The following is a 16048-nucleotide window of genomic DNA, read 5'->3' as shown; positions in this document are numbered from 1 at the left end:
GCTGGAACGCGCGCACGGTCGGGATGCCGGGTGGGGGTGGCTGGCGGGCGCCGTCGAGGAAGAAGCCGGTGAACCCCGCGAGGACTCCGGTCAGGTCGGCCGGGTCGACGTCGGCGGTCAGCGGCCGGGCGGCCAGCAGCGCGTCGGGGTCGTGGCCGCCGTACACCTGCACGTTGACGACGGTGAGCAGCGTGTCCAGCCAGGCCGGCCCGCGGCAGGCCCACGGCCAGTCGACGACGGTGACCGACCCGTCCGGGCCGAGCAGCAGGTTGTCGGCGCGCACGTCGACGTGGCAGAGCGTGCCGCCGTCGAGCGCGGCCAGTCCCCGGTCGGCGGCGGCGCACAGTTCGGGCAGGTGGGACCGGGCCCACGGGTCGAGGCCGGCCGGCGGGTCGGCGGCGAGGCGCCGCCAGCCGCCGAAGTCGTGGGCGAGCCGTTCGGCGGCGGTGGGTGTGGTCGCGGCGGCGGGCGCCGGGGTGAGCGCGGCGGCCATCGTCTCCAGTGTGGACAGCACGGCGGCCAGCTCGCCGGCCCGCCACGGGGTGACCGGGTGCCGGCCCTCGACGTCGGCGAAGACGAGCGCGATCCAGTGCCCGTCGTCGTAGCTGCCGAGCAGCCGGGGCGCGGGCGTGTCCGGCGGCAGTGCGGCGGCGATCCGGGCCTCGGCGCGGTGCAGGTCGGGGCTGCGGTCGTTCTGCGCCGGGCTGACCGCCTTGACGAAGGCCCGGCCACCGCCGGCGGTACGAACGCGGTCGGCGGTGCCGGGGGAGAAGCCGCCCGGCTGCGACAGCGCCGCCACCACCCGGTCGCCGAGGACGCCCTCGACGCCGTCGCGTACGTGCCCGGGCAGTTCGTGCCAGTGCAGCCGAGTCTTCGTCACGGTCCCACGGTGCGTGCCGCCCGCCGCCGGGGCAACCGGGTTAACAGTTGCGCGTGTAGTGCAGGACGACCACGCCGGCGTCGAACGGGCGCGCCGAGGTGAGCGTGAGCCGTCGCGGGTCGAAGCCGCTGTCGACGAGCTTGATGCCGCTGCCGACGACCACCGGGTTGAGCTTGACCACCAGCTCGTCGATCTCGTCGAGGAGCTGACCGGCGAGCCGGCCGCCGCCGCACAGCCAGATGTCGCGCCCCGGGCGGGTCTTGAGGTCGCGGACGAGGGCCGCGGGGTCACCGTCGACGACGTGCACGTCCGGGTAGTCGGCCGGGGGCAGGGAGCGGCTGAACACGTACTGCTCCAGGTGGGCGTACGGGCTGGTGACACCGAGCTTCAGGCCCGGCTCGTAGCTGCCGCGGCCCATCAGCACCGTGTCGCTGCTCGCCGGCCTGGCCGAACGGATCTTCGACCGGATCGCGCCCGACCCGGACGTGCCGGCCGACCTCGGCCGCCGCGAGCCGTCACTCGCGCTGATGACCGACTACCTGCGCGACATCGTCGCGCGCACCACCCGCGAGCCGGGCCTCACCCGGGCGCTGTTCGAGCTGCGGCTGGAGGCCGCGCGCCGCCCGGAACTGCGGGCCGCGCTCGGCGGCGTGCTGCGCCGGGGGTACGCCGACGACGTCGCCCACCACCTCGCCGCCGGACTACCGGGCGGGGCGTACGAGGTGGCGTTGCTGCACTACGCGGTCGACGGGCTCCTGCTAGACCTGCTCACCACCTCGATCGACGCCGGGTTCGACACCGATCAGGTGGTCTCGGACCTCGTCTCCCGTCTGGTCGACGCCGCCGCCGATTGAGCCTCCCCGCCGTGCGTTAACCCGGGGCGGCCAGCGGGAACGCTGGCGCGGACGCCCCTGGGAAGGAGCAACGGATGAGGGAACGCACCGGACTGACCATCGGCGTGCTCGGCTCCTACGGCGGTCGCAACCTCGGCGACGAGGCGATCCTCACGGGTCTGCTGGACGATCTGCGCCGCCACGAGCCCAACGCCCGGATCATCGTCTTCTCCCGCAACCCGGCGCACACCGCGCTGGCCCACCCCGAGGTCGAGGCGGTGCCGTGGGAGGGCGTCAGCCGGGTCGACTCGTCCCCGGTGCTCAACCAGCTCGACCTGCTCATCCTCGGCGGCGGCGGGATCCTCTACGACAAGGAGGCCCGGCGCTACCTGCGGGTGGTCCGGGTCGCCCAGGAGCGGGGGCTGCCGCTGATCACGTACGCGGTCGGGGTCGGCCCGCTCAGCGACACGCTGGACAGCGGCATGGTGCGCGAGACGCTGGCGCAGGCCGTCGAGGTGACGGTCCGCGACCAGGAGTCGCGGATGGTGCTGGAGGAGGCCGGCCTGGTGAACCCGATCACCGTGACCGCCGACCCGGCGTTCCTGCTCGAACCGGAGGAGTTCCCCCAGCAGTGGCTGCGTGAGGAGGGCGTACCGGCCGGCTCCCGGCTGGTCGGGCTCAGCGTGCGCGAGCCGGGCCGGGCCGCCGAACGGCTCGATGTGGACGGCTACCACCGGCTGCTCGCCCAGATCGGTGACTTCCTGGTGCACCGGATCGACGCGTACGTGCTGTTCGTGCCGATGGAGCGGGACGACATCCGGCACTCCCACGGCGTGCTGTCGCACATGACCGCCGCCGACCGGGGCCGGATCCTGCACGGCGACTACCGTCCGGCGCAGATCCTCGGCCTGATGCGCCACTTTGACCTCGCGGTCGGCATGCGGCTGCACTTCCTGATCTTCGCGGCCATGATGGGCACGCCGTTCCTGCCGCTGCCGTACGCCGGAAAGGTCTTCGACCTGGCCCAGCGGCTCGGTGTGCCGGCGCTGCGCGGCGTGGAACGGGAGGTGGAGGGCCCGTTGCTGGCCGAGGTGGACCGGTTGTGGGACGAGCGGGCGGCCCGGGCCGACGCGACCGCGCGCCGGGTCGCGGAGGTGTGCGAGCAGGCGCGCGGCACCTCCCAGGTGACCCGCAGCGTGCTGGACAGCATCCGGGCCCGCACGCTGACGACGGCGGTGTGAGCCGGGCCGTCAGACCGCCGGGCCGCGCCAGGCGTAGATCCACTCCCCGCCCGGCTGGTGGTCCGACTCCAGCTCGTAGATCTGTGCCTCCGCGAGGCCCTTCGACCCGAGGTGGTGGTGGGTCAGCGGCGGGCGGCCGTTGACGTCCAGCTCGACGGTCACGGTCTCGCCGTCGGCCGCGCCGCCCACCAGAGGGATCTGCACCGTGGAAGCCATGCGCTCATCCTGCACCGGCCGGCCCGCCCGCGCAGGGGATCACGTGGGGCAGCGAATCGGTCACATCGCGTACTAGGGTCCGGGGATGGCGCACCCGACGATCGATCCGGCACTCGGTCCGGTCATCGCCCGCACGGGCGACGAACGGGCGATCCTCGACGCGTTCCTCGACTTCCACCGAGCCAACGTGCTGCGCAAGGCGCGCGGCCTGACCGACGCCGACGCGGCCCGGCGTCTGGTGCCCTCGCTGACCACCCTGGCCGGGCTGCTCAAGCACCTGGCCCTGGTCGAACGGAACTGGTTCCGCTGCCTGTTCGCCCCGGAGCCGGGCGACGTCTACCTCACCTCCCAGGCCGACGCCGACGCCAGCTTCACGCTGGGCCCCGGCGAGACGGTCGAGGCGCTCGCGGCCGCGTACGAGGCGGCCTGCGACCGGTCCCGCCGGGTCGCCGCGCGGTTCGACCTCGACCACGTGGTGCCGCACCCGCAGCTCGGTGAGGTGTCGCTGCGCTGGGTGCTGGTGCACCTGATCGAGGAGACCGCCCGGCACGCCGGGCACGCCGACATCCTCCGCGAGCTGACCGACGGCGAGACCGGCGCGATCTGAGGGGTCACTCGCGGGGCAGCAGCCCGTCCGGGTACTCCATCCCGTCGTGCGTGCAGGCGGCGGCGGCCACCCGGGCGGCGTACCGGGCCGCGTCGAGGACGCCCGCGCCACGCAGCCGGGCGGCGATCACCCCGGCCGCGAACGCGTCCCCGGCGCCGTTGGTGTCCACCACCGGCCCGGGCGGGGTGGCGGCGGGCACGTGCGCCGGCGGGGCGTCCGGCGTGTGCAACGTCGCGCCGGCCGCCCCGCCGGTGACCAGCACCGTGCGCGGCGCCAGCCGGGCCGCCTCCGCCGCGGCGCGCTCGCCGAGCCGCGTGTCGCTGACGAAGACCAGGTCCGCGATCCGGGCGAACGGGCGGTGGTGGTCGTTCTCGCCGTCCCAGTCGTGCAGGTCGGTCGAGACCGACGTGGCGGCACGCAGCACCGCCAGCGAGTCCCGGGCCCAATCCATGATCGACAGGTGGACGTGGGCCGCCTCGGCGACGAGCGCGGCGAGCTCCGCCTCGCCGAACGGCGCCGGCCCCGACCAGGGACGCGGGTCGTGCAGCGACATCCGCCGCCCGTCCGGGTCGACCAGGTTCACCGAGCGGCGGGTGCCGGCCGGCGCGTCGGCGAGCGTGGTCCGGATCGAGGTACGCGCCAGCGCCGCCCGCACCACGTCACCGGCCGGGTCGGCGCCCAGCACGTCGACGAGCGCCACCCGTAGGCCGAGCGCGTGCGCGGCCAGCGCGACCCCGGCGCCGGTGTTGCCGATCCGCATGTCGATCGGCGGCACCAGCAGCGAGTCGGCGACGGGCGGCGGCAGGGCGGGCACCTGGACGCGGACGTCCACGCCGAGCCCGCCGATCACGAGAAGGTCGACCATGGCGCCGACGATAGCGACGCCCGGCGGCCTATCCTGACTCCCCGGGCGCCGTCTTCCGGCCCCGGCGTCGGCGAGGGGGAGCAGTGCTGGTCATCCACGGGTTGTGGCTGCCCGGCGCCGGGCTCGCCCTGTGGGCCGAGGACAGCACACTCCCGGCCCGTGCGCCCCGTCGTCCCGGCCGCGTCCCGCGCGAGCGCCCGCACCCGTTCGCCGCCGGTCACGCCACGCTCGCCGCCGCGCTCGGCGTGCCGGGGGAGCCGATCTCCGTACTGCTGGACCTGCCGACCCGGGCAGGCTCGCCGCTGGACTCGCCGGAACTGGTCCGGGCCACCGTCGGGGAACCGGTCCGCGGCCCGGTCACCCGCGCCGGATGGCGGGCGCCCGCCCTGGGGTACGCCCCGGACGACGCGTACGCGCTGCTGCGCGCGCCGATGCCGGGTCCGGTCGGGGCGAGCCTGCGGCACCTGTGCGAGCTGGCCGACTTCGCCGCCGACCTGGTCGTACGCGGACGCCTGCTGCCGGTCGCGCTGGAGGCGTACCCCGGTGGTGTGCCCGGGTCGGCCGGGACCGGCGGGCGGACCTCGGCGCGGCGGGTACCGGCGGCCTCGGGCGCGGCCGGCGCAGGCGTGGCGGGTGCGGCCCCGGGCGTCGCGGGGTCCGGGCGGCGGTTGCGAGTCGTGGGCGCGGACGACGTGGCGACCGGGTGGGCGTTCTGGCGGCCGCTGCTCACCGGCACCGACGCGTCCTGGGCGCGTGACCTGGCGGCGGCGTTGCCACCGGCGGCCCGCGCCGCCAGGGAGTGGCGGGACAGCGGCGGGGCGAGCGGTCCGGCGGACGACGCGTGGACCGGGCGGGCCGGCGACATCGGGGCGGCTGAGCTGGTCGCGGAGGCGCTGGACGGGCTCGTCGACGCGGCCGCCCGGGTGGCGCTCGCCGGCACCCGGCTGCACCGGGGGATGCGCCCGGTCGGCGCGGTGCCGCGCTGGCTGGCCGCGCTCACCGGCCCGGAACGCGCCTTCCCGGCCGAGCCGGCCGCGCTGGCCACGCTGCGCGAGGAACTGGACGCGTGGCAGCGCGACGCCGCGGGCGGCGCGGTGCGGGCCACGTTCCGCCTCGTCGAGCCGGCCGTCGACCCGGTCGCCGAACTGGTCGAGGACGCCGTCTGGCGGGTCGAGTTCGGCCTGCACCCGGCCGACGAGCCGGGCCTCGTGGTGGACGCCGCGCACATCTGGCAGCGGCCCGCGCCGGCGCTCGCCGCCCGCGGCGTGGAGCCGCAGGAGACGCTCCTGGCCGAGCTGGGCCGGGCCAGCCGGCTGTGGCCCGAGGTGGACGCCGCGCTGCGGACCGCCGCACCCGAGGGCATGGAGCTGGACGCCGAGGGCGCGCACCGGTTCCTGCGCGAGGGCGCCCCGGTGCTGCACGCGGCCGGGTTCGGGGTGCTGCTGCCGTCGTGGTGGCGACGTTCCTCGTCCCGGCTGGGCGCGCGGTTGCGGGCGCGCAGTCGTACCGCGCCGGGCGCGGTGGCCACCACTGCCGGGAAGCTGGGGCTGGACGCGCTCGTCGACTACCGCTGGGAGCTGGCGCTCGGCGACCAGCCGCTGACCGCCGAGGAACTGGCGTCGCTGGCCGACCTGAAGTCGCCGCTGGTCCGGCTGCGCGGCCGGTGGGTGGAGCTGGACCCGCAGCGACTGGAGGCCGGGCTGAAGCTGCTGCGGTCCTCGGGCGAGCTGACGGTGGCGGACCTGCTGCGGATGGGACTGTCCGGTGACGACCGGGCCGGTGAGCTGCCGGTGCTCGACGTGGTCGCCGACGGCGCGCTGGGCGAACTGCTGGCCGGTGAGGCGGAGCGGCGGCTCACCCCGGCCGACCCGCCGCCGGGCTTCGCCGGGACGCTGCGGCCGTACCAGCGGCGCGGACTGGCCTGGCTGGCGTTCCTCCAGTCGCTGGGGCTCGGCGGGATCCTCGCCGACGACATGGGCCTGGGCAAGACCGTGCAACTGCTCGCGCTGCTCGCCGGTGACCCGCCGGAGGCCGGGCCGACACTGCTGGTCTGCCCGATGTCGCTCGTCGGCAACTGGCAGCGGGAGGCGGCGAAGTTCGCGCCGGGGCTGCGCGTGCACGTGCACCACGGCGCCGAACGTGCCCGGGGCGAGGGCTTCGCCGCCGCCGTTCAGGAGGCGGACCTGGTGCTCACCACGTACTCGGTGGCCGCCCGGGACGCGTTCGAGCTGGCCGGCATCGACTGGCACCGGGTGGTGGTGGACGAGGCGCAGGCGATCAAGAACGCCGCGACCCGGCAGGCCGAGGCGGTCCGGTCGCTGCCCGCGCGGCACCGCGTCGCGGTCACCGGTACGCCGGTGGAGAACCGCCTCGCCGACCTCTGGTCGATCATGCAGTTCGCGAATCCGGGGCTGCTCGGACCGGCCGCGACGTTCCGCAAGCGCTTCGCCGAACCGATCGAGCGGCACGGCGACGCCGAGGTGGCCGAGCGGCTGCGCCGGATCACCGGCCCGTTCGTGCTGCGCCGCCTCAAGACCGACCCGACGATCATCACCGACCTGCCGGAGAAGCTGGAGATGGAGGTGGTCTGCAACCTCACCGCCGAGCAGGCCGCCCTCTACCGCGCAGTGGTCGACGACATGATGGCGAAGATCGAGTCCAGCGACGGGATCGAGCGGCGCGGGCTGGTGCTGGCCACCATGACCCGGCTCAAGCAGGTCTGCAACCATCCCGCCCAGCTCCTGCACGACGGCTCCACGCTGGACGGCCGGTCCGGCAAGCTGGAACGCCTCGACGAGATCGTCGACGAGGTGCTGGCGGCGGGGGAGAAGGCGCTGCTGTTCACCCAGTACGCCGAGTTCGGCGGCATGCTGCGCGGGCACCTGTCGGCGCGTACCGGCCGGGAGGTGCTGCTGTTGCACGGCGGCGTCGGCAAGGCCGAACGGGACGCCATGGTGACCCGGTTCCAGTCGCCGCAGGGTCCGCCGCTGTTCGTCCTGTCGCTCAAGGCCGGCGGGACCGGGCTGACCCTGACCGCCGCCAACCACGTGGTGCACGTGGACCGGTGGTGGAACCCGGCCGTCGAGGACCAGGCCACCGACCGGGCGTTCCGCATCGGACAGCGCCGCCGCGTGCAGGTCCGCAAGTTCGTCTGCGCCGGCACCGTCGAGGAGAAGGTGGCCGCGATGATCGCCGACAAGCGCAGCCTGGCCCGGTCGGTGGTGGGCAGCGGGGAGCAGTGGGTCACCGAGCTGTCCACCGACACGCTGCGCGACCTGTTCACCCTGGAGTCCGGGGCGGTGGTCGAGTGAGCCCGGCCGACCGGTTCGAGGACTACGGGCCACCGCTGCGGGTCGAGGGCGGCCTGCGGGCGCGCAGCACCCGGGGCGCGATCGGGCAGTCCTGGTGGTCGCGGCGGTTCGTGGAGGTGCTGGAGTCGTTCGCGCTGGGCTCCCGGCTGACCCGTGGCCGGGCGTACGCGCGCCGGGGGCAGGTGCTCCGGCTGGACGTGTCGCCGGGGACGGTCACGGCCGAGGTGCAGGGCTCCCGGCCGCGTCCCTACCCGGTACGGATCGGGCTGGCCGCGTACCCGGAGGAGACCTGGCGGCGGATCGAGGCCGAGCTGGCCGGGCAGGCGTTCTTCAGCGCCCGGCTGCTCGCCGGTGACCTGCCGGCCGAGTTGGAGGAGCTGTTCACCGAGGCGGGCGCGCCGCTGTTCCCGGCCGCGATCGGCGAGCTGGACCAGAACTGTGGCTGCCCCGACTTCGCGGTGCCGTGTAAACATCTGGCGGCCACGTTCTACCTGCTCGCCGAGGCGTTCGACGCCGACCCGTTCCACCTGCTGCACTGGCGCGGCCGGTCCCGCGCCGAGCTGCTCGACCGGCTGCGTACGCTGCGCGGCGCCGGCGACGTGGACGGGACCGGCGGACCGGCGACGGAGCACAGTGGACGCGGCGACGCGGACGCCGGGCCGGAACCGACGAACGGTGCGCCGGTGGTCGGCGCGGCGCGCGCCCTGGCCGGGTTGCCGGCGGTCGAGCCGGACGCCGAGCTGGACCGGTTCTGGCTGGCCCCGGTGGCGCTGCCGGACCGGCCGCCCACGCTCGCCACCGGCCCGGAGCTGCTGCTGCGCCAGCTCGGACCACCCGGGGCCGCGGTCGGCGGGCCGGGCCTGGCCGAACGGCTGCGGCGGGCGTACCGGGAGTTCAGCCGCGGCGAAGCCGCGTCGCCCAGGGAGTTCGGCCGCGGCGAAGCCGCGCCCCTCAGGGAGGCCGACGACGGGGAACGGTGAGCGTCCCCGCCGCTACAGCAACCGGCGGCGGAAGCGCCACATCACCGCGGCGTTGGCGACGAGCACCACCGCGCAGATCGCCCCGGCCAGCCGCCCGACGAGCACTGTCATCGCCGGCAGCGAAGCCCACAGCACGATCGTCAACAGCATCATGTACCGGCCCCGGCGGCCCTTGATCCGGTTGTCCAACCGGGCGAAGAAGCGTGGATCACTCTCCCGCAGTTTGCGGGTGATCTGTTCGAACCTGCGCTGATCCTCTTGGCTGAGCATGGCGGTGCCTTCCCCTCACGGCTTCAGCGGTTCGGCGGCATACCCGCATCGGAGGCCGGTCACGCGCCGCCGCTGCTGCTGTTTCGCCGGACCGGACAGGCGGAACGAGGTTCTCAGCGCAGGCTTATCCGTACCTTAAGTTTCGGTGAGGCGGTGAACGCTCCCGGCGGTGTCGGCCGGGTGCGAAACCTCGCATCCGGGCGGTGCGCGCCCGGGTCGGCCCTGCTCCGGAGGCCGCCGCGCCCCCGCCGCCGCGACGGGCTCTTCCCGGCGGGCCTGAGCACCGTCTTAAGTGCGCTCACGAGCGCGATCGGCGCGCCTTGAGCGTCGGGTGCGGCATGGCTACTTTCCCGTAGCAACTCTCCGGCAACCGTCGCCGCCCCTGCGCCACACCCGACCCCCCGGGTGGCAGGCGTGCCGGCGCTCGAAGAAAACGGGATAGGTACATGGCCGACCTGAACGTGCCACCGCGTCGACCCCGGGACGACCGCGGCTGGGACGGATACCAGCACCCCCATCCGGACGGGTACCGCGATCCGCACGCCGCGCCGTACACCGGCGGTAACCCCGCGTCGGGCCCGCAGTGGGTAGGGCCGAACGGCTTCGCCCCCGCGGCACAGCCCCCCGCCGGCTACTCCCAGCCCGGCGGCGGGTACGGCCCGCCGCCCGGCGGCGGACTGCCCGACCTGGACGACGACGGCGACGAGGCCCCGAAGCGTGGCCGCCGCCGGGCGCTCGCCACCCTCGGTGGCGCCGTGGTGGTCGCCGGTGGCGCCGCCCTGGCCATGTCCCCGCAGGTGCGCGGCCTGTTCAGTGACGCGCCGGCCGGTGACGCCACCGGCACGGTCACCACCGACGGCAACGCGGCCCGGCCCAGCGGGCAGCAGCCCAGCACGGTACGGACCTACACCGAGCAGAACGAGAGCTACATGGGCTCCCGGGCCGGCGAGGCGCTCAAGCGCAACGCCCCGTCCGGTGGCCGGCTCTACGGCAGCCCGGCCGAAGCCGCCGCGGCGACCAAGGTGACGGTGAAGACGGTCCTCGCCAAGGATCCGATCCGGCACCTGTTGAGCCGGACGACCTTCGGTCCGACGACGAAGATGATGGCCGAGGTCAAGCGCGTCGGCATCGACGACTGGCTGCGTGAGCAGCTCCAGCCGGAGAAGATCGCCCCGACGAAGGCCGAGATGAAGCTGGCCGAGCTGCAGTCGCTCAAGCTCAACCCGACGCAGCTCCGCGACCAGCGCGAACAGCTCAACGAGAAGGGCGTCGACCCGGCCCGGGAGACGGTGGACGCCACCATCGCCCGGCAGATCTGGTCCGACCGGCAGCTGTTCGAGGTGATGGTCGACTTCTGGAACGACTTCCTGCACGTCGCCGCCGACTTCGACGGCGGGGAGAACTACCGCAACGCGTTCGACCGGGACGTCATCCGCAAGCACGCGCTGGGCAGCTACCCGGAGATGCTCGTCGCCGCGAACAAGCACCCGGCGCTGCTGCTCTACCTGAACCAGGTCGACTCGCGTAAGGACGCGGTCAACGAGAACCTGGCCCGGGAGAACCTGGAGCTGTACTCGGTCGGCGTCGACGGCGGCTACACCGAGAAGGACGTCCGCCAGGCCGCGCTGCTCCAGACCGGACGCGGTGTCGCCGACGGCAAGTACAAGTTCTTCGCCGAGCGGCACTACCTCGGCAAGGTGAAGATCCTCGGGTTCAGCCACGCCAACAACTCCGACGACCCGGTGGCCGCCGACAAGGTCATCGACTCGTACATCCGCTACATCGCGATGCACCCGTCGACCGCGCGGTACGTGGCACAGAACCTCGCCACCCGGTTCGTCTCCGACACCCCGCCGAAGTCCGTGGTGGACCGTCTGGCCAAGGCGTACACCACGAACAAGGGTCAGATCCGCCCGGTGCTGGCGACGCTGTTCAGCTCCTCGGAGTTCTGGGCCGCGATCGGCCAGAAGGTACGCCGCCCGATGGAGTACCTGGTCGCCACGTACCGGGCGCTGGGTGTCTCGCCGGAGGCGGCCCCCGACTACTCCGGCGACAACCGGCGTACCCCGTTCGCGCAGGGCCTGCGGCAGATCCAGGACAAGATGCGCGAGCTCGGGCAGTACCCGATGGGCAAGCCCACCCCGGACGGCTACGCCGACGTCTACCTGGCCTGGACCTCGGCCGGCACGATGATCGACGGCTGGAACGAGGCGGGTGACCTGATCGCCGGCTACCGCAAGCAGTTCACCTTCGCCAAGCCGGAGAAGCTGGTCGCGAAGCCGCCGGCCACCGCCGGGGCGTACGTGGACGCGCTGGCCCAGCGGCTGGTGCAGCAGAAGCTCAGCGCCAAGGAGAAGAAGCTGGTGCTCGCCGTGGCCGGTGTGTCCGAGAGCGCCAAGGTCGACGCCACCTTCAACGGGGCCATCGCCGCTGTCGCGCGGACGATCCTCGCGTCCCCCCAGCACCACCTCCGGTGAGGCATTCGATGGAGATGACCGTGAACCCGTACCCCCTGCACCCCGAATGCCCCGACCTGCGGCGGCTGGCCGACAACCCGGCCGAGGCGCTGCTGCGCGCGGAGGCGGACATCGTCGCGGCCGAGAACGCGGCCGAGGCCGACCGGTACCGCCGGCTGGAGGAGGTCGAGGAGGCGCAGCAGGACGGCCGGGGCGTCACCCGGCGTACCTTCGTGGCCGGCGCCGCCGCGACCGCGACCGCGCTCGCGACCGCGCAGTTCGTCACCACGTCGGCGTCGTTCGCCGCGACCAAGACCGGCACGCTGATCCACGTCTTCCTCTACGGCGGGCTGGACGGGCTGAGCCTGGTCGCACCGGCGAACGACCCGGTGCTCGCCAAGGCCCGCCCCGACCTGCTGCTCGGCGAGGACTCGCTGGCGCTGGCCCGCGGCTTCAAGCTCACCAGCGCGTTCGCGCCGCTGGAGAAGTGGCTCAAGGCCGGTCAGCTCGGCTTCGTGCCGGCCGTGTCCGACCCGCGGCTGTCCCGCAGCCACTTCCAGGCCGCCGACGCCTGCAACCTGGGCGGCCTGCCGGGTGAGACCGGCGGCCGGGGCTGGCTGGACAGCCTGGTCGACTCGCTCGGCAAGGGCACCGCGTTCCGCAGCGTCGGCATCGGCAGCACGCTGCCCCGCTCGCTCGTCGGCGTGAACGGCGCGATCTCCCTCAACAGCGTCGGCGACCTGCGGCTCAACGGCGACGACAAGTTCCGCGCGGCCACCGAGAAGGCGATCCGCGGCCTGTTCACCGGCATCAACCACCCGGTCGAGGAGGCGGTCATCGAGGGCATGGGCGCGCTCGCCACCGCCCAGAAGCTCGCCGCCAAGCCGTACGCCGCCGCCGAGGGTGTCCAGTACCAGGGCGTCGGGAACGCGTTCAAGCAGCTCGCCCAGCTCATCAAGGGCGGCGCGAACGTGCGGGTGGCCACCGTCGGCATGGGCGGCTACGACACCCACGAGAACCAGGGCACCCGCGAGGGCGGCCAGCTCTGGCGGCGGCTCAACGAGCTGGCCGGCGCCATGGCCGCGTTCTTCACCGACCTGGGCGACCGGTCGGCGGACGTGACCATCATGGTGTCCAGCGAGTTCGGCCGCCGGGTCGGCTCGAACGGCGGCGGCACCGACCACGGGCACGGCGGCGTGGTCACCGTGCTGTCCGGCCGCAAGCTGGCGAACTCGCTGCTCGGCACCTGGAACGGGCTGGACAAGCTGGACAGCGGCGACGTGCCGGAATACAACAACATGTTCAACGTCTACGGATCCGTCGCGCAGGGCCGCTTCGGCCTGACCACCGCACAGGTGGACAAGGTCTTCCCCCGGCAGAAGTTCACCCCGGTCAAGATCTACGCGTGACATACCAGGACACCCGCGCCGCCGGCCGCCGTACCGGGCATCCCGCCCCGTACGGCGGCCGTCCGGCTGCCCCCGTACCCCCGGGCCGGCCGCGCCGCGGACCCGGCGGCCGGCGTGCCCTCGTCGCGGTCTTCTGGCTGGGCCTGGTCGCCGCGGTCCTGCCGTGGTGGCTGGACACCCCGGCCGGTTCGCTCGCCGACACCGCCGACCTGCTGACCGCGGGCGGGCGGATCACCGGCCTGATCGCCGGCTACCTGCTGCTGGTGCAGGTGCTGATGATGAGCCGGCTCGGCGTGCTGGAACGCGCGCTCGGCGGCGAGCGGATCTCCCGGCTGCACCGGGACCTCGGCGCGACGCTGCTCGTGACGGTGCTCGCGCACATGTCGCTGCTGGTGGTCGGCTACTCCCGCCTGGAACGCAAGACGGTGCTCGGCGAGGTCGGCGCGCTGCTGACCGACTACGAGGACATGGTCTCCGCGTTCGTCGCCGCTGGCATCCTGGTCGCTGTCGCGTTCACCGCGGTACGCGCCGTGCGCCGCCGCCTGCCCTACGAGCTGTGGCACCTGCTGCACGCCGCCAGCTACCTCACGCTGCTGCTCGGGTACGCGCACCAGTTCAGCAACGGCGCGCAGCTCTACGAGCCCGGGCCGGTGCGTACCGGCTGGATCGCCGCGTACCTGCTGGTCGTGGCCGCGCTGGTGTGGGGCCGGGTGCTCGCGCCGCTGATGTTCAACCTGCGGCACCGGCTGCGCGTCGCCGACGTGGTGGCGGAGAGCCCGGACACCGTCTCGGTCTACCTGACCGGGCAGCGGCTCAACCAGATCGACCTGCTCGGCGGGCAGTTCTTCCGCTGGCGCTTCCTCAACCCCGGCTGCTGGTGGCAGTCGCACCCGTTCTCCGTCTCCGCCGCCGCCAACGACCGCTGGCTGCGGATCACCGTCAAGGTCGTCGGCGGGTACACCGCCGAGCTGCGCGACCTCACGCCCGGCACCCGGGTCTGGGCGCAGGGCCCGTCGGGCACGTTCACCGCCGCGCACCGCACCCGGGAACGGGCGCTGCTCATCGCCGGGGGCAGCGGCATCGCGCCGCTGCGGGCGATGCTGGAGGAACTGCCGCCCGGCGCGGCGCTGATCTACCGGGCGCGTACCCCGGCCGACGTCCTGCTGCACCAGGAGCTGGACTGGCTCGCGCAGGCCCGGCAGACGTCCGTCTGGTACGTCGTCGGCCGCCGCGACGACCCCGGCCCCCGCCAGGTGATGAACCCCGAGGGCCTGCGCCACCTCGTGCCCGACCTGACCCGCCGCGACGTCTACCTGTGCGGTCCCGGCGGTTTCGTCGACGAGGTGGTCGCCGCGCTGCGGGCGGCCGGCGTGCCCCGCCGCCAGATCCACCTGACCGCGTTCGAGCTGTAGGAGAGGCACCGCCCATGCGTCGCGCGCTGCTCGCGATCACCGGCCTGGCCGCCGGCACCACCGCACTGGTGGTGCTCAAGGGCGCGCCCGGCGCCGGGCAGGCCACGCCGGACGTACCGGCCGCGCTGGCCCCGGTCGTGCCCGGTGGTTCGGCCGCGCCCGAGCCGCCGTCGCCCACCGGCTCCGCGCCCGGCGGCGTCACCCCGTCGCCGCGCGCCTCGTCGAAGCCCACCCCGAAGCCGTCCGCCGACCGCAGCGCGGCCAGCCGCGGCGGCACCCGCACCCGCACCACACCGGCCGCGCCGCGGACCACCACCAGCGCGCCGAAGGTCACCACCCGCACGGTGACCGGGCCGTCGGTCACCTACGAGTACGGCTCGCTCCAGGTCCGGATCACGCTCAGCGGCAGCCGGATCGTCGACGCCACAGGGATCGGACTGCCGCTGGGCGGGCAGTCCGGGCAGCGCAGCGACGACGTGCAGGCCCGCTACAGCGGCACCTCCGGTGAGGTGGTGGCCCGGCAGAGCGCCAACCTGAGCACCGTGTCCGGGGCCACCTACACCAGCACCGCGTACAAGCAGTCGTTGCAGGCCGCGCTGGACAAGGCGTGACCGTCCCGGCTCATGCCGGTGCCGGTGCCGCCGCCGTCGGTCCCGGTCCGTCCGCCCGGCCCGGCCTGCGCCGGGTCGAACAGATCATGGGTACGGCGATCAGCCTCGACCTGGCCGACGACCTGCCCTCGGAGACCCTGCACGAGCTGGCCGAGGACACGTTCGGCTGGCTGCGTGAGGTGGACGCGCGGTTCAGCACGTACCGGGACGACAGCGAGGTGTGCCGGGTCGACCGGGGCGAGCTGCGACCGGCCGACGCCTCCGCCGACCTGCGGGCCGTGCTGGCCGCCTGCGCCGACCTGTGGACCGCCACCGACGGGTTCTTCGACGCGTACGCGACGGGCCGGCTCGACCCGTCCGGCTACGTGAAGGGCTGGGCGGCGCAGGCCGCCTCGGACCGGCTGGTGGCCGCGGGCGCGCCGAACCACTGCGTGAACGCGGGCGGCGACGTGCGGGTACGCGGCCACGACGCGACCGGTGAGCCGTGGCGGATCGGGGTGCGGCATCCGTGGGACGCGGCGGCGACCTGCCTGGTGCTGACCGGCACCGACATCGCGGTCGCCACCTCGGGCGTGTACGAGCGCGGCCACCACGTGCTGGACCCGCGCCGGGGCGTACCGGCGACCGGTCTGCGTTCGGTGACGGTGGTGGGCCCGGACCTGGGCGTGGCGGACGCGTACGCGACAGCGGCGGTGGCGATGGGCGAACCCGGCCTGGCGTGGCTGGACCGCCTGCCGTCCCCCTGGCAGCACGCCGTGGTCACGGAGGATGCCCACCTGCACCACTCCCGCACCCTCCCGCCTCCCTGACCCGCCCCTCGCCCCCCTCGCCCCGCTCGCCCTCCGCCCGCCCCTTGCCCCGTCGATCATGAAGTTGGCGGCACCGCCGCCCGGCGTGTCGCACCGCCAACTTCATGGTCAACAGCGGGGGGACGGGCGGGGTGGGGGAGGGCGGGGG

Annotated in this window: 14 protein-coding genes and 1 pseudogene; 10 read left to right on the top strand and 5 right to left on the bottom strand. The window is 74.4% G+C overall.

The features are described from left to right. Both M8C11_RS29600 and M8C11_RS29595 read right to left on the bottom strand, forming a co-directional pair. Positions 1–880: phosphotransferase (locus M8C11_RS29600; protein ID WP_252454689.1), on the bottom strand; the 880-nt coding region annotated here is incomplete at its 3' end. 40 nt (positions 881–920) lie between these two features. Beyond that, positions 921–1313, bottom strand: a pseudogene (locus M8C11_RS29595) (dihydrofolate reductase family protein); the annotation flags it as partial. A 94-nt stretch (positions 1314–1407) separates the two neighbouring features. On the opposite strand from M8C11_RS29595, the gene M8C11_RS29590 reads away from it, so the two are divergent. Together M8C11_RS29590 and M8C11_RS29585 are read left to right on the top strand one after the other, a co-directional pair. Next, positions 1408–1734, top strand: coding sequence for a hypothetical protein (locus M8C11_RS29590; RefSeq protein ID WP_252454695.1), 327 nt, complete (start codon positions 1408–1410; stop codon positions 1732–1734). 74 nt (positions 1735–1808) lie between these two features. After that, positions 1809–2954, top strand: a complete 1146-nt coding sequence (locus M8C11_RS29585) for a polysaccharide pyruvyl transferase family protein (RefSeq protein WP_252454687.1) — start codon at positions 1809–1811, stop codon at positions 2952–2954. A 9-nt stretch (positions 2955–2963) separates the two neighbouring features. Here M8C11_RS29585 and M8C11_RS29580 read toward each other — a convergent pair whose 3' ends face one another. Then, the gene (locus M8C11_RS29580; RefSeq protein ID WP_252454685.1) at positions 2964–3170 is read right to left on the bottom strand and encodes a hypothetical protein; all 207 of its coding nucleotides are present in this window, start codon (positions 3168–3170) and stop codon (positions 2964–2966) included. An 85-nt stretch (positions 3171–3255) separates the two neighbouring features. Here M8C11_RS29580 and M8C11_RS29575 point away from each other — a divergent pair, with 85 nt between their 5' ends. Next, the gene (locus M8C11_RS29575; RefSeq protein ID WP_252454683.1) at positions 3256–3777 is read left to right on the top strand and encodes a DinB family protein; all 522 of its coding nucleotides are present in this window, start codon (positions 3256–3258) and stop codon (positions 3775–3777) included. Between the two features lie 4 nt (positions 3778–3781). Here M8C11_RS29575 and M8C11_RS29570 read toward each other — a convergent pair whose 3' ends face one another. Then, a complete protein-coding gene (locus tag M8C11_RS29570) occupies positions 3782–4642 on the bottom strand; it encodes a carbohydrate kinase family protein (protein WP_252454682.1) in 861 nt (286 codons plus the stop codon). Positions 4643–4725: 83 nt separating this feature from the next. Here M8C11_RS29570 and M8C11_RS29565 point away from each other — a divergent pair, with 83 nt between their 5' ends. Together M8C11_RS29565 and M8C11_RS29560 are read left to right on the top strand one after the other, a co-directional pair. Next, the gene (locus tag M8C11_RS29565; protein ID WP_252454681.1) at positions 4726–7953 is read left to right on the top strand and encodes a DEAD/DEAH box helicase; all 3228 of its coding nucleotides are present in this window, start codon (positions 4726–4728) and stop codon (positions 7951–7953) included. After that, complete coding sequence (locus M8C11_RS29560; RefSeq protein WP_252454680.1) at positions 7950–8933, top strand: SWIM zinc finger family protein; 984 nt, start codon at positions 7950–7952, stop codon at positions 8931–8933. Before M8C11_RS29565 ends, M8C11_RS29560 begins: the two co-directional genes overlap by 4 nt. A 12-nt stretch (positions 8934–8945) precedes the next feature. On the opposite strand, the gene M8C11_RS29555 is transcribed toward M8C11_RS29560, so the two are convergent. Further along, positions 8946–9203 (bottom strand): DUF3040 domain-containing protein, encoded by a 258-nt coding sequence (locus M8C11_RS29555; protein WP_252454679.1) that lies wholly within the window; start codon positions 9201–9203, stop codon positions 8946–8948. Between the two features lie 446 nt (positions 9204–9649). Between M8C11_RS29555 and M8C11_RS29550 the strand changes: the two genes are divergently transcribed. From M8C11_RS29550 to M8C11_RS29530, 5 genes are all read left to right on the top strand, one after another. Next, entirely contained in the window at positions 9650–11680 is a 2031-nt protein-coding gene (locus M8C11_RS29550) for a DUF1800 domain-containing protein (RefSeq protein ID WP_252454678.1), read from the top strand. Positions 11681–11694: 14 nt separating this feature from the next. Further along, positions 11695–13068, top strand: coding sequence for a DUF1501 domain-containing protein (locus M8C11_RS29545; RefSeq protein WP_252454693.1), 1374 nt, complete (start codon positions 11695–11697; stop codon positions 13066–13068). Next, positions 13065–14480, top strand: a complete 1416-nt coding sequence (locus tag M8C11_RS29540) for a ferric reductase-like transmembrane domain-containing protein (RefSeq protein WP_252454677.1) — start codon at positions 13065–13067, stop codon at positions 14478–14480. The genes M8C11_RS29545 and M8C11_RS29540 overlap by 4 nt, the downstream gene beginning before the upstream one ends. 14 nt (positions 14481–14494) lie before the next feature. Further along, positions 14495–15091 (top strand): FMN-binding protein, encoded by a 597-nt coding sequence (locus M8C11_RS29535; protein WP_120568670.1) that lies wholly within the window; start codon positions 14495–14497, stop codon positions 15089–15091. A gap of 86 nt (positions 15092–15177) precedes the next feature. Further along, positions 15178–15900, top strand: coding sequence for an FAD:protein FMN transferase (locus tag M8C11_RS29530; RefSeq protein ID WP_252454691.1), 723 nt, complete (start codon positions 15178–15180; stop codon positions 15898–15900). The last annotated feature ends 148 nt before the right edge of the window (positions 15901–16048 follow it).

It is taken from the genome of Micromonospora sp. CPM1, assembly GCF_023896895.1.
Lineage (GTDB): Bacteria > Actinomycetota > Actinomycetes > Mycobacteriales > Micromonosporaceae > Micromonospora > Micromonospora tulbaghiae.
This window is presented reverse-complemented; position numbering and strand designations above follow the sequence as displayed.